At 73.0% G+C, this 17,787-nt stretch carries 17 protein-coding genes; 7 read left to right on the top strand and 10 right to left on the bottom strand.

What is annotated here, in order from left to right:
* Positions 1-28: 28 nt before the first annotated feature.
* Positions 29-829: an IclR family transcriptional regulator gene (locus tag R8Z57_RS01070; RefSeq protein ID WP_318351909.1), complete on the bottom strand. Its 801-nt coding sequence runs from the start codon at positions 827-829 to the stop codon at positions 29-31.
* 61 nt (positions 830-890) lie between these two features.
* Between R8Z57_RS01070 and hutH the strand changes: the two genes are divergently transcribed.
* From hutH to hutI, 3 genes are all read left to right on the top strand, one after another.
* Complete coding sequence (gene hutH / locus R8Z57_RS01065; protein WP_318351908.1) at positions 891-2,462, top strand: histidine ammonia-lyase; 1,572 nt, start codon at positions 891-893, stop codon at positions 2,460-2,462.
* Positions 2,459-4,195 (top strand): urocanate hydratase, encoded by a 1,737-nt coding sequence (gene hutU, locus R8Z57_RS01060; protein ID WP_318351907.1) that lies wholly within the window; start codon positions 2,459-2,461, stop codon positions 4,193-4,195. Before hutH ends, hutU begins: the two co-directional genes overlap by 4 nt.
* A 99-nt stretch (positions 4,196-4,294) precedes the next feature.
* A complete protein-coding gene (hutI, locus tag R8Z57_RS01055) occupies positions 4,295-5,644 on the top strand; it encodes an imidazolonepropionase (RefSeq protein ID WP_318351906.1) in 1,350 nt (449 codons plus the stop codon).
* 51 nt (positions 5,645-5,695) lie between these two features.
* On the opposite strand, the gene R8Z57_RS01050 is transcribed toward hutI, so the two are convergent.
* The 6 genes from R8Z57_RS01050 to R8Z57_RS01025 form a co-directional block, all read right to left on the bottom strand.
* Positions 5,696-8,077 (bottom strand): LamG-like jellyroll fold domain-containing protein, encoded by a 2,382-nt coding sequence (locus R8Z57_RS01050; RefSeq protein ID WP_318351905.1) that lies wholly within the window; start codon positions 8,075-8,077, stop codon positions 5,696-5,698.
* A gap of 232 nt (positions 8,078-8,309) precedes the next feature.
* Positions 8,310-8,780, bottom strand: coding sequence for a SixA phosphatase family protein (locus R8Z57_RS01045; RefSeq protein WP_318351904.1), 471 nt, complete (start codon positions 8,778-8,780; stop codon positions 8,310-8,312).
* Positions 8,777-9,664: an agmatinase family protein gene (locus tag R8Z57_RS01040; protein WP_318351903.1), complete on the bottom strand. Its 888-nt coding sequence runs from the start codon at positions 9,662-9,664 to the stop codon at positions 8,777-8,779. Before R8Z57_RS01040 ends, R8Z57_RS01045 begins: the two co-directional genes overlap by 4 nt.
* 34 nt (positions 9,665-9,698) lie before the next feature.
* Positions 9,699-10,049, bottom strand: a complete 351-nt coding sequence (locus tag R8Z57_RS01035) for a gamma-glutamylcyclotransferase family protein (RefSeq protein ID WP_318351902.1) — start codon at positions 10,047-10,049, stop codon at positions 9,699-9,701.
* An 80-nt stretch (positions 10,050-10,129) separates the two neighbouring features.
* Positions 10,130-11,401 carry a DUF445 domain-containing protein gene (locus R8Z57_RS01030; RefSeq protein ID WP_318351901.1) on the bottom strand — a complete coding sequence of 424 codons (1,272 nt, stop codon included), beginning with the start codon at positions 11,399-11,401 and terminating at the stop codon, positions 10,130-10,132.
* 36 nt (positions 11,402-11,437) lie between these two features.
* Positions 11,438-11,971, bottom strand: coding sequence for a PadR family transcriptional regulator (locus R8Z57_RS01025; protein WP_318351900.1), 534 nt, complete (start codon positions 11,969-11,971; stop codon positions 11,438-11,440).
* A gap of 50 nt (positions 11,972-12,021) precedes the next feature.
* On the opposite strand from R8Z57_RS01025, the gene R8Z57_RS01020 reads away from it, so the two are divergent.
* Entirely contained in the window at positions 12,022-13,158 is a 1,137-nt protein-coding gene (locus R8Z57_RS01020) for a serine hydrolase domain-containing protein (RefSeq protein ID WP_318351899.1), read from the top strand.
* Positions 13,159-13,165: 7 nt separating this feature from the next.
* Here R8Z57_RS01020 and R8Z57_RS01015 read toward each other — a convergent pair whose 3' ends face one another.
* Positions 13,166-14,299, bottom strand: a complete 1,134-nt coding sequence (locus R8Z57_RS01015; RefSeq protein ID WP_318352701.1) for an acyl-CoA dehydrogenase family protein — start codon at positions 14,297-14,299, stop codon at positions 13,166-13,168.
* A 67-nt stretch (positions 14,300-14,366) separates the two neighbouring features.
* Here R8Z57_RS01015 and R8Z57_RS01010 point away from each other — a divergent pair, with 67 nt between their 5' ends.
* Complete coding sequence (locus R8Z57_RS01010; RefSeq protein WP_318351898.1) at positions 14,367-15,374, top strand: TIGR00341 family protein; 1,008 nt, start codon at positions 14,367-14,369, stop codon at positions 15,372-15,374.
* A 77-nt stretch (positions 15,375-15,451) separates the two neighbouring features.
* Here the strand turns inward: R8Z57_RS01010 and R8Z57_RS01005 are convergent, their stop codons facing one another.
* Positions 15,452-16,210 carry an alpha/beta hydrolase gene (locus R8Z57_RS01005; protein WP_318351897.1) on the bottom strand — a complete coding sequence of 253 codons (759 nt, stop codon included), beginning with the start codon at positions 16,208-16,210 and terminating at the stop codon, positions 15,452-15,454.
* A gap of 43 nt (positions 16,211-16,253) precedes the next feature.
* Complete coding sequence (locus R8Z57_RS01000) at positions 16,254-16,751, bottom strand: MarR family winged helix-turn-helix transcriptional regulator (protein ID WP_318351896.1); 498 nt, start codon at positions 16,749-16,751, stop codon at positions 16,254-16,256.
* Positions 16,752-16,915: 164 nt separating this feature from the next.
* Here R8Z57_RS01000 and R8Z57_RS00995 point away from each other — a divergent pair, with 164 nt between their 5' ends.
* Positions 16,916-17,251: a hypothetical protein gene (locus R8Z57_RS00995; protein WP_318351895.1), complete on the top strand. Its 336-nt coding sequence runs from the start codon at positions 16,916-16,918 to the stop codon at positions 17,249-17,251.
* 129 nt (positions 17,252-17,380) lie between these two features.
* Positions 17,381-17,785, top strand: a complete 405-nt coding sequence (locus R8Z57_RS00990) for a pilus assembly protein CpaE (protein WP_318351894.1) — start codon at positions 17,381-17,383, stop codon at positions 17,783-17,785.
* The last annotated feature ends 2 nt before the right edge of the window (positions 17,786-17,787 follow it).

Raw genomic sequence — 17,787 nt, 5'->3', positions numbered from 1 at the left:
GCGTCGGCTGCCCGGGCCGGCGATGCGCTCAGCGTCGCTCGACCCGCCCGATGCGGCGCTCGAGCTCGGCGGCGGCACCCCCCGCGAGGGCCGAGAGCGCGGTCGTCCGCCCGTCCGTCCCGATGACGTCCGCCGGCCAGGTCACCGCGATCGCCGCGGCCGGCCACCCGGTGTGGTCGCGCACGACGACGCCCACCGAGCGCATCCCGAGCGTCACCTCGCCGTCCTCCACCGCGAACCCGCGCTCCCGCACGTCGCGGAGCAGGTCGCGCAGCGCGCCCGGCCGCCCCGGACCCCGGCCGGTGCGGTCGGCGAAGGCCGCGGCATCCGGATACAGCGCCCGCACCTGCTCGCGCGGAAGCGCCGCGAGCATCGCCCGGCCCGTCGCGGTCAGGTGCGACGGAAGGCGCACGCCGACGTCGGTGACCAGCGCCGGGCGGCGCGGCGCGCGCTCTTCGACGATGTAGAGCACGTCGCGCCCGTGCATGACGGCGAGGTGCGCGCTCTCGCCGGTGCGGTCGACGAGGTCGGCGAGCACGGGCCGGCCGAGCCGGGCGAGGGGCTCCTGCCGCGCGTAGCCGCCGGCGAGCTCGAACGCGGCGATGCCGAGCCCCCAGCGCCGCTCCTCGGGGAGGTGCACGACGAAATGGTGCTCCTGCAGCGTGGTGAGGAGGTGATAGACGCTCGAGCGCGGGATCCCGAGCCCCTGGGCGATCGCGCGGGCCGGTGCCGGTCCGCGCTGGCGCGCGAGGAACGACAGGATGCGCAGCGTCTGATCCGCCGCCGGCACCTGCGGGCGGGGAGGCGAGGACGCGGAACTGTCTGGCATGACAGACACAGGATGCCACGACCCGCTGTCGAACGGCACCGCGGCGGTGTGGAATCGGAGCATGACCGCTGAGCCTCCCGTCACCGTCGGCGGCGCGCCGCTGCGTCCCGAGGACGTCGTCGCCGTCGCCCGCCACGGCGCCCGCGTCGAGATCGCACCCGAAGCGCTCGCCCGCGTCGCGGCGACCCGGACGCTCGTGGAGGGCCTTGCCGACGACCCCGAGCCGCACTACGGCATCTCGACCGGGTTCGGCGCGCTCGCCACCACGTTCATCGCCCCCGAGCGCCGCATGCAGCTGCAGGCGAGTCTCATCCGCTCGCACGCCGCCGGCACCGGGGCCGAGGTCGAGCGCGAGGTCGTTCGCGCGCTCATGCTGCTGCGCCTGCAGACGCTCGCGACCGGTCACACCGGGGTGCGTCCCGTGGTCGTCGAGACCTACGCCGCGATGCTCGATGCCGTCATCACGCCGATCGTGCGGGAGTACGGGTCGCTCGGCTGCTCCGGCGACCTCGCGCCGCTCTCGCACGTCGCGCTCGCCGCGATGGGCGAGGGTCGCGTGCGCGACGCCGGCGGGGTCGAGGTCGATGCCGCCGACGCGCTGGCTGCGGCATCCATCTCCCCGCTCGTGCTGCGCGAGAAGGAGGGGCTCGCCCTCATCAACGGCACCGACGGCATGCTCGGCATGCTGCTGCTCGCCCTCCACGACCTCTCGGTGCTGCTCGACACCGCCGACGTCGCCGCCGCGATGTCGGTCGAGTCGCAGCTCGGCACGGACGCGGTGTTCGCCGCCGACCTGCAGGCGCTGCGCCCGCAGGCGGGGCAGGCGGTTTCGGCCGCGAACCTGCGGGCGGTGCTGTCGGGCTCGCCCATCGTGGCCTCGCACCGCGACCCGGCCGTGTGCACGCGCGTGCAGGACGCCTACTCGCTGCGATGCTCGCCCCAGGTGCACGGCGCGGCGCGCGACACCGCCGACCACGCGCGCCTCATCGCCTCGCGCGAGCTCGCCGCCGCCGTCGACAACCCCGTCATCACCGACGAGGGCCGCGTCGAGTCCAACGGCAACTTCCACGGCGCCCCGGTGGCGTACGTGCTCGACTTCCTCGCCATCGCCGTGGCCGACGTCGCGTCGATCTCGGAGCGCCGCACCGACCGCGCGCTCGACCCCGCCCGCAGCAACGGTCTCCCGCCGTTCCTCGCCGACGAGGTCGGCGTCGACTCGGGCCTGATGATCGCCCAGTACGCCGCGGCGGGGATCGTGTCTGAGCTCAAGCGGCTCGCGGTCCCGGCATCCGTCGACTCGATCCCGTCCTCCGCGATGCAGGAGGATCACGTGTCGATGGGCTGGGCGGCGGCCCGCAAGCTCCGCCGCGCGATCGACGGGCTGGCGCGAGTCCTCGCGATCGAGGTGCTGACGGCTTCGCGTGCCCTCGACCTGCGTGCGCCGCTGCACCCGGCAGCGGCGACCGGCGCCGTGCGCGACCTGGTGCGCACCGTCGCCGGCGGCCCCGGACCCGACCGCTTCCTGTCGCCCGAGATGGAGGCGGTGACCGCGCTCGTCGCGTCGGGGGCGGTCGCCCGGGCGGCGCTCACCACAACATCGGAGAACACCACAACATCGGAGGGAACGCGATGAAGACGACCGAAGAACAGCAGATCTCCGACGGCGTGGCGCCCGGCACGCCCGGCCCGGCCGCGGCCTCGACCGGGACCCGTGTCGTGCGCGCCCCGCGCGGCAGCGAGCGCACCGCCAAGAGCTGGGGCGCCGAGGCCGCCAAGCGCATGCTCATGAACAACCTCGACCCCGAGGTCGCCGAGCACCCCGAAGACCTCGTCGTCTACGGCGGCACCGGGCGCGCCGCGCGCAACTGGGCGGCGTTCGACGCGATCGTCCGCACGCTCGACGAGCTCGAGCCCGACGAGACCCTGCTCGTGCAGTCGGGCAAGCCGGTCGGCGTGTTCCGCACCCACGAGTGGGCGCCGCGCGTGCTCATCGCGAACTCGAACCTCGTGGGGGACTGGGCGACGTGGCCCGAGTTCCGCAAGCTCGAAGAGCTCGGCCTGACCATGTACGGCCAGATGACCGCCGGGTCGTGGATCTACATCGGCACGCAGGGCATCCTGCAGGGCACGTACGAGACGTTCGCCGCCGTGGCGCGCTCGCTGGGACGCGAAGACCTTGCCGGCACGCTCACCCTGACCGGCGGCGCGGGCGGCATGGGCGGCGCGCAGCCGCTCGCCGTCACGCTCAACGGGGGAGCGGTGCTCATCGTCGACGTGGACGAATCGCGCCTCGCGCGCCGCGTCGAGCACGGCTACCTCGACGAGTACACCACCGACCTCGAGGCCGCCCTCGCCCGGGTCACGGCGGCCAAGGACGCCGGTGAGGCGCTCTCGGTCGGGGTCGTCGGCAATGCCGCCGAGGTCTTCGGCGACGTCCTGCTCCGCCACCGGGCGGGGGAGCTCACCGTCGACATCGTCACCGACCAGACGAGCGCGCACGACCCGCTGGCCTATCTCCCGGTGGGCGTCGCGTTCGAGGACTGGAAGGCCGAGGCATCCCGCGATCCCGAGGGGTTCACCGCCCGCGCGCGCGGCAGCATGGCGAAGCACGTGGCCGCGATGGTCGGATTCCAGGATGCCGGAGCCGAGGTCTTCGACTACGGCAACTCGATCCGCGCCGAGGCGCAGCTCGGCGGGTTCGAGCGGGCGTTCGCGTTCCCCGGGTTCGTGCCGGCGTACATCCGGCCGCAGTTCGCCGAGGGCCGTGGTCCGTTCCGGTGGGTGGCGCTGTCGGGCGACCCCGAAGACATCCGCAAGACCGACCAGGCCGTCAAGGCGCTGTTCCGCGACAACGCCGGGCTCGTGCGGTGGCTCGACAAGGCCGGCGACGCCGTGCACTTCGAGGGACTCCCCGCCCGCATCTGCTGGCTCGGCTACCAGGAGCGCCACCTCGCGGGCCTGAAGTTCAACGAGATGGTCGCGTCGGGCGAGCTGTCGGGGCCGATCGTGATCGGCCGCGACCACCTCGACGCCGGATCGGTCGCGAGCCCCTACCGCGAGACCGAGGCGATGGCCGACGGCTCCGACGCGATCGCCGACTGGCCGCTGCTCAACGCGCTGCTCAACACCGCGTCGGGCGCGGCCTGGGTCTCGATCCACCACGGCGGCGGCGTCGGCATCGGTCGCAGCATCCATGCCGGTCAGGTGACCGTCGCCGACGGCACCCCGCTGGCGGCGGAGAAGCTCGAGCGCGTGCTCACGAACGACCCGGGCACGGGCGTCATGCGGCACGTCGACGCGGGCTACGACCGCGCGAAGGAGGTCGCGCGCGAGCGCGGGCTCCAGGTGCCGATGCTCGACGCGTAAGCCGGGCATGTCCCGATTTCGTTCCCACCGTGACGCGGGTAGGAACGAAATCGGGACACGCCGGCGAGATTTCGGGACACGCCGGCGAGATTTCGGGACATGAAGAGGACGGATGCCGTGACCACGACGCTCATCACCCACATCGGCGAGCTGACGACCAACGTCGCGCGCGACGGTGATCCGCTCGGCACGCTGCACGACGCGGCGGTGCTGATCGAGGGCGACCGGATCGCCTGGGTCGGACCGGCCGCCGACGCCGCGACCGCCGCCCGCCTGATCCGCGAGAGTACTCCTGACCGCCGAGAGGTAGGGAACCCACCCGCATCTCGTCCACCAGCTGTTCTCTCGCGGAACCGGGCGGGGCGCGACGGCGAGGACCGGACGGAGGGCGACGGCGAGGACCGGGCGGTCGACGGCGAGGACCGGGCGGAGGTCGAGGTCATCGACGCCGGCGGTCGCGCGGTCATCCCGGGGTTCGTCGACAGCCACACGCACCTCGTGTTCGGCGGCGACCGGGCCGACGAGTTCGAGGCCCGCATGACCGGCACGCCGTATGCGGCGGGCGGCATACGCCGCACCGTGGCCTCGACACGGGCCGCGACCGACGACGAGCTGCGGGCCCGCCTGCGCGCGTTCGTCGCCGAGCTGCGCGCCCAGGGCACGACCACCTTCGAGGTCAAGACGGGCTACGGGCTCGCGGTCGCCGACGAGGAGCGGCTGGCCCGGCTCGCCGCCGAGGTCACGCCCGAGGTCACGTTCCTCGGCGCGCATGTGGTGCCGGCCGAGTACGCCGAGCGCCGCGACGAGTACATCGACCTCGTGTGCGGCGAGATGCTCCGCGCGTGCGCGCCGCACAGCCGGTGGATCGACGTGTTCTGCGAGCGCGGCGCCTTCACCGCCGACGAGTCGCGCCACATCCTCGCCGCCGGTGTGGCCGCAGGGCTCGAGCCGCGCGTGCACGGCAACCAGCTCGGGCCCGGCGAGGGCGTGCGTCTCGCGGTGGCGGTGGGCGCGGCATCCGTCGACCACTGCACCTACCTCGACGACGCCGACGTCGCCGCGCTCGCCGGGTCGGCGACGGTCGCCACGCTGCTGCCCGGCGTGGAGTTCTCGACCCGCCAGCCCTATCCCGACGCGCGTCGGCTGATCGACGCCGGCGTCACCGTCGCGCTCGCGAGCGACTGCAACCCGGGGTCGAGCTTCACCAGCTCCATGCCGCTCATGATCGCGCTGGCCGTCCGCGAGATGGGGATGACGCCGGCCGAGGCGGTGTGGGCGGCCACGGCGGGCGGGGCCCGCGCGCTCCGCCGCGACGACGTCGGTGTGCTCGCGCCCGGGATGCGGGCCGACGTCGTGCTGCTCGACGCCCCCACGCGCGTGCACCTCGCGTACCGCCCGGGGGTGCCGCTCGTCCGCACGGTGTGGGTGGCGGGACAGATCCGCGAATGACGCAGGGCCGCCCGGCGCGGATGCTGGGCGGCCCTGCGGTCAGCGTGCGGCTCAGCGCGTCGCGAGCTCCGCGACGTCGTCGGGCGAGAGCGCCGAGCTCCACGCCGACAGCTCGTCGACGTCGCCCCGGAACGGCACGTCCCACCAGTTGACGCCGAGCGCGAAGACGTTGCCCGCGCCCGACAGCACGTCGGGGAATCCGGTGCCCTGGTACCGCAGCTCGCCGTCGACGTACACCGAGGCGGCGCCGCCGTCGACGACGAACGCGACGTGCGACCACTCGCCGAGCGGCAGGCTGCGCCCGGTGCCCGCGTCGTACCACTGCGTGCCCGACCACAGCATCGTCGAGCCGCCGACGCCGTCGTGGCCGCGCGGCACGAGGCTCACCCACGAGGTCGGGGTCGCCGCCGCGAAGAACGCCGTCGTGTACGCCGTCAGCGCCTCGGGCCGCAGCCACAGGCTCACCGAGTACGACGAGCCCTGCACGAGCCCGTCGGGCAGGCGCACCCCGCCGGTACCGTCCAGGTGCAGGGCCGTCCCCTCGACCCCGTCGGCGACGAACGCCGCCGGAGCGGTGGCCGGCGCGTCGATGCGGGCGCCGGTGAGCGTGGCGTCGGCGAAGGCACCCGCGTCGTCGGAAAGCGAGCCGTCGAACGACCACGCGCCGGCGAGGACGCCCGGCGTCCGCGCGAGCACGGTCACCTCGAAGGTCGCGGATGCCGATGCCGCCCCGTTCGCGACGGTCGCGGTGAGCGTCACGTGGGCGTCGGGCTCGCCGATCCCGGGGCGGGTCACCGTGCCGTCGGCAGCGATCACGCTCGCGTCCGACGTCGCCCACGCGATCGTGGTCCCGCCGGTGCCCGAGGCGGGCAGATCGAGGTCGACGGTCACACCCGACGTGTCGCCGAGCGAGAGGTCGGCGATCACCGCGGCGACGGCTGCGGCATCCGTCACCTCCACGCTCTTGCGGGCCCACAGGGTGACGCCGGCGTCCGAGACCGCGGTGAAGCCCGTCGACCACGCCTCGAGGTCGGGGTCCCACACCGGCGCGAACACGCCGCGGTAGGCGACGCCGTCGATCGTGATGGTCGCGGTGTGCTGACCGGTCAGCTTCCACTCGCCGTCGACCGCGCCGCTGACCCGTCCGGTCTTCCCGAGGGTGACATCGGATGCCTCGGCCGCCGTCGCCGTGATGTCCTTGCCCAGATCGACCAGCTGCCACGAGCCGACGACGTCGGCGCGCTTCACCTTGCCGGCGGTCTCGCCCGCGTACCGCATCGGCGAGACGACGGGCCACCCGTCGGCGTTCATCCACATCTGGTGCACGCGCACCTCGTGGAGCTCACCGGTGCCCGGGAAACGGGCGTGGAACACCATGAACATGCGGCCGGTCGCGGGGTCCTGGTACCACGAGGTGTGACCGGGGGAGACGTAGCCCGTACCGGCGCCGGTGCCCGGGTCGCCGAGCTCGCGGCCGAACAGGTGCCCGCCCATGAGCTTGACGCCGTAGGGCTGAATCGACGCGTCGTCGAACAGCGGCAGTGCCGGGTCGGACTTCACCTCGCGCATGTCGTTGCCCTGCGCGTCGAGGTAGGGCCCCGCGACGTCCTTCGAGCGGGCGACGCGCACGTCGTAGCCGCCGGTCACGCCGAGGCCGCCGAACGAGAGGTAGAGGTAGTAGTAGCCGGTCGCGGCGTCGTACTGGATGGTGGGCGCCTCGATGCGGCTGTGGTTGCCGCCCACCAGGTGCGTGCCGTAGCCCTGGCCGGGCAGCGGCTGGCCGGTCGCGGCATCCATCTCGAGCAGGAAGATGCCGCCCGAGTACGAGCCGTAGACCATCCACATCCGCCCGTCGGCGTCGACGAACGCGTCGGGGTCGACGGCGTTGGGGTGGACGCGCGCGTCGTAGACCTCGCCGGGGTTCTCGGACTCTTCATCCCACATGCCGCTCTTGAGCAGGATGCCCTGGTTCTCGTACGGGCCGTCGACGGCGTCGGACGTCGCAAGGCCGAGCGCCGACCGCGGTGACGAGCCCTCGCACGCGTTGTAGTACATCGCGTACCGGCCGTCGGGCAGCTGGATCACGTCGGCCGCCCACAGCGTCGAGGTCTGCGCCCACTCGAACGTCTCGGCGAGCTCGGTGTAGATGTCGTCGAAGAGCGCGTTGTCGGCGTTCTGCGAGAGGTCGACGGTGTGCTGCTGCCACGACATGAGGTCGGTGGTGCGCGCCGACGCGCCGTGCGAGCCGAAGGCCCAGATGTCGTCGCCCGAGGTGACGATCGACGGGTCGTGCACCGTGACGTCGGTGAACACGGGGGCGGGGGGATCTGCCGGCGGCTTCGCCCAGGCGGGCGCGGCGCTGAGCGTGCCGGCGACGAGAAGTCCGGCGGTGGTGAGGGCGAGCGCGGTGCGATGGGGTGCGCGGCGCGTCATGGAGTCTCCAGTTCGACGATGGACGGGACGGTGACGGATGCCGCCGCTCGGCGTCGAGGGTCGGACCGTCGTCATGCAATCTACAACGATGTAGAGCAGAAGTACAACGATGTAGATCGCAATCGCGCAGAGGTCGGGGTCCGCCCGTCAGCGCCGCGCGACCGCTCGGCCGCAGCGGATCAGCGCGGGGGCGCGAATCAGTGCGGGGCGCGGATCGGCGCGTGGCCTCGGCTCAGCGAGGCGTGTCGAAGGTCCAGTCGTCGGGATCGAGGGCCGTCGCGACGTCCCAGTCGTCGGCCGACCACCGGAAGGTCGCCACGGCGCACGTCGGCATGTGGCCGATGCCCCCGCCCGAGAGCCGCCCCGCGAGCACGCTCATGCCCGGGTCGTGGGCCACCACCGCGACCGAGCGCGCGCCGCTCGCCGCAGCCGCGGCGAGCAGGGCGGACGCCGGCGCGCCGTAGAGCTCGGGATCGGGTGAGACGGCCACCCGGAGCGCGGCGGCGAAGGCGTCGGCCGTGGTCCGGGCGCGCAGCGCGGTGCTCGTGAGGATGAACTCGGGGCGGAAGCCGTTCGCGGCCAGCCGCTCGGCCATGACCGGCGCGTCGCGCATCCCGCGGTCGTTGAGGGGCCGGTCGTGGTCGGCGAGGCCCGGGTCGCCCCAGTCCGACTTCGCGTGACGCACCAGTGCCAGTTCGATCATCGTCCGACCGCCTTTCCCGCGAGGAGTTCCAGCACGCACAGCGCCGCGAGCCGCACGGTGCGCCCGTCCGGGGCATCCGCGGTCGCATCGACCTCGGCGATGTCGGCGCTGTGCACGCGTGCGTCGGCGGCGACGGCGCGCACGAGCGCCCGCAGCTCCCAGGCCGCGAGGCCGCCCGCGATCGACGCCGGGCACCCGGGCGCCACGGACCGGTCGCACACGTCGACATCGATGTCGAGATGCACCGGGCCGCCGCCGGCCCCCGCGATCTCGAGCGCCTCGGCGGCGACGTCCGCGGCGCCTCGGCGCCGCAGCTCGTCCATCGTCACGACGGTGATGCCGAGGTCGGCCGCCCGCCGTGCGTAGGCGGCGGAGTTGGCGAAGTCGGCGATCCCGAGCTGCACGATGCGCCGCGGGTCGAGGCCGTCGTCGACGAGGCGGCGCACCGGCGAGCCGTTCGAGACGCCGTCGCGCAGGTCGAAGTGCGCGTCGATGGTGATGAGCCCGGCGGCGTCGGCGCCCTGCGCCACCGCATAGGTGAGGGAGTTGTCGCCCCCGAGCGCCACGACGAGGTCCGCGCGCTCGCACAGGGCGCGAACGGCCGCGCGGACGGATGCCTCGCCCGCCGGCCCGTCGGGCTCGTCGACATCGCCCGCATCGGCGATGCGCAGCGCCTCCGTCAGGTCGACCGGCGGAGGGCCGAGGAGCGTCGGGCTGTACCGGCGGAGCGCCTCGCGGATCGCCGCCGGGGTGGCGTGCGCGCCGGTGGGCGAGAGGGAGGTGCGGAAAGTGGGGACCCCGAGGAGCACGGCGTCGGCGCCGGTCTCGTCGATGGCCGGCCACGCGCCCGCGCGCGGCCAGAGGGGATCGTGCGGTAGCGTCACGCCCCGACGCTACCCCAGCGCGTGCCCGCCGCACTCACGCCGCGACGTACACCCAGGCGCGGCGCCCCGACGCGAGCACGACGGCGATGCGCCGGTAGAGCGACACCTCGTACTCGTCCGAGGCGTCGAGCTCCTCCTCGGTGACGACCAGCGCGCGGCCGAGCACCTTGTCGAGCGGATTGCCCGTCTCGCGCACGATCGGATGCACCGAGTGCCCCGACAGGTCGACGACGCGGGTGTCGTCGATCTCGGCGTAGTCGACGGTGTAGCCGGGCAGGGCGTCGGGCTCGCTCTCGACGAGGCGCCCGAACGTGTCGAGCTGCACGTCGGCGTTCTGCAGCGTTCCGTAGCTGAAGAGGTACTGGGTGGGCTCATCCGCAGACACGGCCTCAGGCTAGCCCTCGCCGTCGCCCCGCGACCGGGACGTCACGCACTCTTAACACCCGCACAGGTGGGGCGGAGGCGTCAGCCGAGCACCGCGTGGGCGATCGAGAAGATGGCGAGCCCGGCGAGCGCGCCGACGATGGTGCCGTTGAGGCGGATGTACTGCAGGTCGCGCCCGACCATGAGCTCGATCTTCTCGGTGGTCTCGGCCGGGTCCCAGCGTTCGACGGTGTCGGTGATGATCGAGGCGATGTCGTGCCGGTACCGGTCGACGAGGAACACCGCGGCATCGGTGACCCAGGAGTCGACGCGGCGTTGCAGCGCGGCATCCGTCGTCAGCCGTGCGCCGATCTCGGCGAGCGCCTCGGCGGCCCGGCGGCGCAGGCCGCTGGCGGGATCCTCGAGCGAGCGCAGCAGCCCGGACTTCGCCGTCGTCCACGCCTCGGACGCCAGCTCCCGCACCCGCGGGCTGTCGAAGACCGCGAGCTTGGCATCCTCGAACCGCCCGATGGTGGCCGGATCGTGCTGCAGGTTGTCGGCGAGGCGCTCGAGGTAGCCGTCGATCGCGACGCGCGCGGGGTGATGGGGGTCTGTCCGCACCGCGGCGACGAACTTCACCGCCTCGTTGTAGACGGTGTCGTCGACGAACCGGTGCGCGACGGACGGCATCCACGAGGGCAGGCGACGCGAGATCACGCCGGTGAAGGCGCCCTTGTTGGCCTCGAGCCACGCGGCGATGGTGTCGGCGGCGAGCTCGACGGCGCCGTGGTGCGCGCCGGCGTCGACGATGCGCCCCAGCCATTCGCCGAGCGGCGGCCCCCACTCCGGCGCGATGAGGTGCTCGCGGGCGAGCTCCTCGATGACGTCGCGCACATCGTCGTCGCTCAGGGCGCGCAGCACGCTCCCCGCCATGACGGATGCCTCGGCCGCGACCCGCTCGGCATGCTCGGGCGCGCTCAGCCACTCGCCCAGGCGCGCCGAGATCGCGGTCTGCTCGAGCTTCGTGCGCACGACGTCGCCCCGCAGGAACTCCGTCTCCACGAACTCCCCGAGCGTGCGGCCGATCTCGTCCTTGCGGCTCGGGATGATCGCGGTGTGCGGGATGGGAATGCCGAGCGGATGCCGGAACAGCGCCGTGACCGCGAACCAGTCGGCGAGAGCCCCCACCATGCCGCCCTCGGCGGCGGCGCGTACGTAGGCCAGGGCGGGCACGTCCTGCTGGAAGGCGAAGGAGAACGCGAACAGCACCGCCATGAAGACGAGGGCGCCGAGCGCGACGCCCTTCATCGTGCGCAGTCCGCGCCGCCGCTCTTGATCGGCGGGGCTCAGCAGAGAAGTCGGGGTCCGCGCCATGTCGTCATCCTCGCACGCGGGCAGCAGGCGGGGCCGTCATCCGCGGGCGCGTGCCGGCAGCTCGTCGCACCACGCCAGCGCCAGGCGGTTCGAGCGGATGCCGTAGTCCAGGGTGGCGCGCTGGAAGGCGAAGACCTCGGCGAACTCCGCGGGGATCTCGGCGCCGTCGAGGCTGCGTGCCACGTCCTCGAGCTCGGCGAGGTCCGCCTCGATCCGCGCCCGGATCGACGCCACGGCGGCGGGGCGGTCGGCGTCCGGGAGAAGGCCGAGGAAGAAGACGCGGGCCAGCGCGGTCGTCTCGACGTCGGCGCCGGTCACGGGAGAAAGCATCCATGCGCGCCAGGAGGCGCGGCCGGCGTCGGTCACCGTGTACGGCTTGCGGCCCCGCGCATCGGCGCTCGCCGCGGCGACGGTGACCGATCCCTGCGCGGCCAGCTGGGTGAGCGCGCGCGTGATGCTGCCGAAGCTCGCGCTGTAGAAGAGGGATACGCCCTGCTGGAAGTGCCGCTGGACGGCGTACAGCGACAGGGGCCCGTGCAGGATCAGCAGACCCAGGATCACGTGTTGCACCGCGCCTCCGATCACGATATATCTAGTGGAGATATCTAGGGGGTATATCTGTGAGTGATGTCGACACCGATCTTCCCACGGGCCGTGCGGTCGACCCGGACCGGCTGACGGAGAGGATGACGCGGGCGGTGGCCGCGGCAGATCGTGCCCGGGCCCGCCGCGGCCTGCCGCCGCTGCAGGCGCTCGTGCGCGCGCCCGGCTTCGAGTTCTCCTCCGGCGACCGGGGGCGGCCCTTCCATGCCGCGAGCGTCGGCAAGGCGCTCACCGCCACGCGCGCCTTCCAGCTCGCCGAGGCGGGGCGCCTCGATCTCGACGCACCGGTGACCGACGTGCTCCCGCAGGACGACTGGCGCGGCCTCTTCGTGCGCGACGGCCGGGACCGCGCCGCGGAGGTGACCACCCGCCACCTGCTGGCGCACACCAGCGGCGCGGCCGACTACTTCGAGGGCAGGGTCCTGTCGGGGCCGACCTTCGGGGAGCTGCTCGTCCAGGAGCCGGAGCGGCGGTGGACACCCGCCGAGCTGCTGGCCTTCAGCCGGGATCACCAGCGTCCGGTGGCCGAGCCCGGTCGAAGGTTCTCGTACTCCGACACCGGCTACGTCCTCCTCGGCCGCGTCATCGAGAACGCGGGCGGCGCGGGCCTCGGCATGCAGCTGCACGAGGGCATCTTCGCGCCCACCGGCATGGCGGACTCGTGCCTGCTGTTCCACACGCTGCCCGGGGGCGCGGCATCCACCTCCGCCGCTCCGGCGGCCGACCTCGGCATCGCGCCGCTGTGGATCGGTCGCGACGAGCTCAGCCGGGCCGGCAGCCTCAGCTGCGACTGGGGCGGCGGGGGAGTGGTGACCACGCTCGACGATCTCGACCGCTTCTGGTCGGCGTGGAGCGCGGGCGACCTCATCGGCGAGGAGTCGCGGCGGCGCATGGGCGACATCCACAGCACGTTCCGCCCCGGCATCCGCTACGGACAGGGGCTCATGCGCCTGCACTACGAGGGGTTCTCCCCGTTCCTGCGCGGCCTGCCGCGGCCGGTCGGCCATCTCGGTGTGACGGGCGCGCACGCCTTCACGGCGCCCGAGCTCGGCATCCGCATCGTGCTGAACTTCCATTCCACCCGCGAGATGCTGCGGAGTTTCCGTGTGCACATCCAGCTGATGCAGCTGCTCACCCGCGCGCTGCGCTCCTGAACCGCGCTCAGTCCTCGATCGGCCCGAGCCACGCCGTCGCGACGGCGGAATGCGCGGATTCGGGATCGGACGGGTGGAAGAGGCCCGCGAGGACGTCGCGGTAGAGACGGCTCAGCTCGTTCGCCGAGAAGTAGGACGAGCCGCCCGCCACGAGCATGGCGTCGTCGACGATCGCCTTCGCCGCCGTCACCGCGCGGTGCTTGACGCCCGCCAGCAGCGAGAACCACCGGGCGCCATGGTCGGCGGCGACGTCGACGTCGTGTGCGAGCGACGCCAGCTGCGGCGGCAGGGCGTCGTAGGTCAGGGCCATGCCGGCGATGCGCCAGCGGATGTCGGGGTCCTGGCTGTAGGCCTTGCCCGTGCGCTTCGAGGTGCGGGTGCCCGCGGCGGCGACGGCGAGGTCCAGGGCCCTGCGGGCGATGCCGGTGTACACGGATGCCAGCAGCAGCTCGAAGACGCTGAAGATGCCGAACACGAGCGGATCGGGGTTCGGCCCCGGCGCCAGGCGGCGCACCACGCGGTCGGGGGGAGCCACCGCGTCGCGCAGCACGGTGGTGCGCGACTGCGTGCCGCGCATGCCGAGGGTGTCCCAGTCGTCGCGGACGACGACCCGGTCGGCCTGCACCTCGGACCGCGGCACGAACGCGTAGACCATCCGTGGTCCGTCGTCCGACGTGGTGTCGAGCCCGTGCAGCCCCAGCTGGGTCCACACCGGGGCGAGCGAGGTGAAGATCTTGGTCCCGGTGAACGCGTAGCCGCCGTCGGGGAGGGGCGCGGCATCCGTCCCGCTCCCGAAGAGCACGAGGTCGTTGCCCGCCTCGCTGATGCCGAAGGCGAACACCTCGCCGGCGGCCGCGCCCTCCTGCACGAACCGCAGGTCGTCGCTGCCGCGATCGGCCAGCACCTTCGCCACGCCCGTCCACACCAGGTGCATGTTGACAGCCAGCGCCGTCGCCGGCGCCGCGCCCGCCAGCCGCTGCTGGAGAGCGGATGCCTCTACCAGCCCGAGACCCGCCCCGCCGAGCTCGCGCGGCGCCAGGACGGCGAGGTAGCCGGCATCGCGCAGCTCGGCCAGATCGTCGTCGGGGAACGTGTTGTCGCGGTCGTGGACCGCCGCTCGCGCGCGGAAGCGCTCGAGCATCTCGTCGGTCAGGATCTCGCGCGAATCGAATGGGGCCACCCCGTCATTCTTACGCGATGATGTGCCCATGGCGACGCTTTCGGACGCGCTGCACGCGCTCATCCCGCCGACCCAGCGGCAGACCGCGGCCGAGGTCACCGAGGCGCTCGACCTCGGCTCAGGAGACCGGGCGGGCAAGCGCAGCGGCTTCCTCATCATGCTCACGCTCGCGGGCGTCATCGCGATCGCCGGCGTGCTCACCGACTCGACGGCGACCGTGATCGGCGCCATGATCATCGCGCCGCTCGGCACGCCCATCCTCGCCATCGGGCTCGGGATCGTGACGGGGCACCTGAGCCTCGTGGTGCGCTCGATCCTGTGGGTGCTGCTCGGCCTCGTCATCGTCGTGGTGCTGGGCCTGGCGTTCTCGGTGTTCGTCTCGACGCCCGAGAGCCTGGAGACGAACTCGCAGGTGCTCGGCCGCACGTCGCCGAGCTTCATGGACCTCGTCGCGGCACTGGCCACGGGCTTCGCGGGCGGCTTCGCCATGTGCCGGCGTGACCTCAGCGCCATCCTCCCCGGTGTCGCGATCGCCATCTCGCTCGTGCCGCCGCTCGGAGTGGTCGGCGTCTGCGCCGGCCAGGGGCTGTGGGGCGACGCGCTGGGGGCGCTGTGGCTCTTCCTGTCGAACGTCGTCGCGCTCGTCATCGCCGGCAGCATCGTCTTCACCATCGCCGGCTACGCCCGCGACCCCGGTTCGTCGCCCGTGGCGAACCGCCGCCGCGCTTACGTCATCGTCACGCTGCTCGCCGTGGTCATCGCGATCCCGCTGGCGGTGAACTCCATCATCTCGGTCGCCCTCGCGCGCTGGTCGGTCTCGATCCAGGACATCACGGCGGACTGGCTCGACGATGACGACGGGGCGCGCGTCCTGGGCGTCGAGTGGTCGGGCGCGGTCGCCACCGTGAACGTGCTGACCGACGACGGCACGACCCCCGACGTCGACGATCTGCGCGAATCGCTCGCAACGGCGATCCCGTCGTTCGTCGGCGTCTTCGTCGACGTCGGTCAGGGTGTCGAGGTCCGCGTGCAGTAGCTCGGGGCTCGGGGCTCGGGGCTCGGGGCTCGGGGCTCGGGGCTCCGCGACCCGGCGACCCGGCGTTCGGCGCCGCGTCAGGCGAGGGCTGCGAGGAGCGCCGCGATGGTCGCCTCCGGCGCGTCGCGGTGAGGGGAGTGGCCGGCGCCGGCGACGACCGAGACCTGGAACAGCGGGTTGGCGGCGACCGCCCGCTCCGCGGGCTTGCCGCGGAAGATCGAGTACACCTCGGGGTCGGAGGCGATCACGTGAGTGGGCACGGCGACGCGGAGCGCGGCATCCGTCACATCCCACTGCGGATTCTGCACGCTCGTCTGCTCCACCGCCCACCGGCTCGCCTGCTGCGCCGAGAGCGCCTTGAGCTCGACGTCCTGCGCATGCCAGTCCGGATGCTCGGCGCGGACGGCGGCCGCGCTCGGGTCGTCGAACGACCGCGTCTGGCTGTCGCGGACGATGTCGCGATCGCGCGCGGTCAGCGAGATGGCGGGGTCGATGAGCACGAGGCGGCGCGTCCACGACGCATCCTCCGCCGCGGCGAGGACGGATGCCGCGCCCCCGAGCGAATGGCCGATCACGAGGTCCCACGGGGCACCGTCCGCCGGGCGCGTGCCGAGGACGTCAGCCCCGTAGGCCGCGAGGCTGTAGTCGAGCGTGCGCGGTGCCGTGCCGTGCCCACGCAGGTCCACGGCATCCGCCCGCCATCCTCTTTCGGCGAGAGCGACCCCGTAACGCCACATCAGCGCGCCGTTCGAGCCGAGTCCATGGATGAGGAGCGCGCGGCGCCCGGCCGTGGGGAAGCCCCAGGACTGGCGTGGAAGGGTCACGGGGTGCGGCATGCGTTCAGCCTAGGCGCGGCGTGGCTGCGTGGACCCGGTGTCGTCAGGCGACGCCGTCCAGCGCGTCCGCGATCCTGACCAGGACAGCGGCGGCACCTTCGGCTTCGTCGTCGTCGAGCCCGTCGATGACCTCGACGATCGCCTCGTGGTGCGCGGCGAACGCCTCATCGATGCGCTGGATCGCCTCGTCGGTCGGGACGAGGAAGTGCGCGCGGCGATCGGAGGGGTGCTCGACGCGCGTCACGTAGCCACGGGTGACGAGCCGTTCGACGACGTTGGTGACCGTCGCGCTCGAGGTGTCGAGCATCACGATGAGGTCCTTCGGTCCCAGGTCGCGCTCCTCGCGCAGGCCCTGCACCAGGTACCGGAGCGCGGTGAGATCGAGGTTCGACAGCCCCGACTCGCGCAGGGCCCGCTCGGACTGGCGGCGCTCGGCGCGCCGCAGCTGGAGGATGGCCTCGCTCAGCCGCCTGCCGGCCGCCGACTGCGGCTGGGCGGCGTACAGGTGCTCGTTCTCGTGACGTACGACGTTCTGGGGCATTCGTCCTCCCCGATCTTCATTCCGACTGGATGCCTCGCGTCCGCCCTAGCATAGTCTCACATCACTTGTGACGGCTAGTGGATTACACAATCATTGTGATACATATTCACTGGGATTGACAGATGGTGGTCGATTCGCCCACCGCCGCACAGGAGGAGGAAGCCATGGCACACCTGTACTACGGAGCAGACGCTCGCCCGGCCGAGATTCCAGACCACGTGCTCGCGCACGTCAAGGTCGTCGCGGCGACGAAGCTGCGACGGGGCGAGAGCTTCATGCTGACGTGGCGTCAGGGGGAGGACGGCCCGGACGGTCGCACGTCGGTGTGGATCCAGCCGTCCATCCCGCTCCGGTTCGTCTTCGACAGCGCCGAGCCCGAGACGCTCGACCAGGAGTACCTGCGCGCGCTGGCGAACGAGGCCACGTCGAGCCGCGGCATCGTGCTGGAGTGGGACGAGGAGCGGGCCGACGCTCCGCCCGTGCGCGCGGTGGCGGCCTGACCGCGGGCCCGCGGGCTGACCGCGGGTGGTGCGGCCCGGCGGCGCGGGCCGCGCGGTCCGGTCGCGGGTCTCGCGGCCCCGTCGCTGGCCTCGCGGCCCGGCCGGCGCGGGGCGCGTAAGAATGGTGGGGTGATCTCGACGGAGCTGGCGGTGGCCCTGCGCGACGGCGGCCTGGTGTGGCATCCGCGATCCGGCGACCGGTTCCAGCTCGACGAGCCGGAGTTCGAGGCCGACGTCTTCACCGTCAGCGAGATGACGATCGAGCCGCGGGAGTACCCGACCGGGCGCATCCTCGCCTTCAACGGCACCACCGAGTGGGCGCTGGACTCGGTGGCCCTCGAGGATGCCCTGTGGCTGCCGCACGAGCACCAGCTGCGAGAGCTGCTGCGCGGGGCGTTCCGGACCCTGCGGCGCCTGCCCGACACCCACGAGGTCGAGATCGTGGTGGGCGGCGAGCGGCGGGTGTTCGAGCACCCCGAGCCCGCCGACGCCTACGCGCTCGCCGTGCTCGAGCTGCTGCGCCGCCTGGCCTGAAC

It is taken from the genome of Microbacterium sp. M3, from assembly GCF_033548675.1.
Classification (GTDB): Bacteria; Actinomycetota; Actinomycetes; order Actinomycetales; family Microbacteriaceae; genus Microbacterium; species Microbacterium arthrosphaerae.
This window is presented reverse-complemented; position numbering and strand designations above follow the sequence as displayed.

Excerpts from the sequence above, each read along its gene's own strand:
- R8Z57_RS01070 (WP_318351909.1), bottom strand. The coding sequence starts at position 829 with ATGCCAGACAGTTCCGCGTCCTCGCCTCCCCGCCCGCAGGTGCCGGCG.
- hutH (WP_318351908.1), top strand. The coding sequence starts at position 891 with ATGACCGCTGAGCCTCCCGTCACCGTCGGCGGCGCGCCGCTGCGTCCC.
- hutU (WP_318351907.1), top strand. The coding sequence starts at position 2,459 with ATGAAGACGACCGAAGAACAGCAGATCTCCGACGGCGTGGCGCCCGGC.
- hutI (WP_318351906.1), top strand. The coding sequence starts at position 4,295 with ATGAAGAGGACGGATGCCGTGACCACGACGCTCATCACCCACATCGGC.
- R8Z57_RS01050 (WP_318351905.1), bottom strand. The coding sequence starts at position 8,077 with ATGACGCGCCGCGCACCCCATCGCACCGCGCTCGCCCTCACCACCGCC.
- R8Z57_RS01045 (WP_318351904.1), bottom strand. The coding sequence starts at position 8,780 with ATGATCGAACTGGCACTGGTGCGTCACGCGAAGTCGGACTGGGGCGAC.
- R8Z57_RS01030 (WP_318351901.1), bottom strand. The coding sequence starts at position 11,401 with ATGGCGCGGACCCCGACTTCTCTGCTGAGCCCCGCCGATCAAGAGCGG.
- R8Z57_RS01015 (WP_318352701.1), bottom strand. The coding sequence starts at position 14,299 with ATGCTCGAGCGCTTCCGCGCGCGAGCGGCGGTCCACGACCGCGACAAC.
- R8Z57_RS01010 (WP_318351898.1), top strand. The coding sequence starts at position 14,367 with ATGGCGACGCTTTCGGACGCGCTGCACGCGCTCATCCCGCCGACCCAG.
- R8Z57_RS01005 (WP_318351897.1), bottom strand. The coding sequence starts at position 16,210 with ATGCCGCACCCCGTGACCCTTCCACGCCAGTCCTGGGGCTTCCCCACG.
- R8Z57_RS01000 (WP_318351896.1), bottom strand. The coding sequence starts at position 16,751 with ATGCCCCAGAACGTCGTACGTCACGAGAACGAGCACCTGTACGCCGCC.
- R8Z57_RS00995 (WP_318351895.1), top strand. The coding sequence starts at position 16,916 with ATGGCACACCTGTACTACGGAGCAGACGCTCGCCCGGCCGAGATTCCA.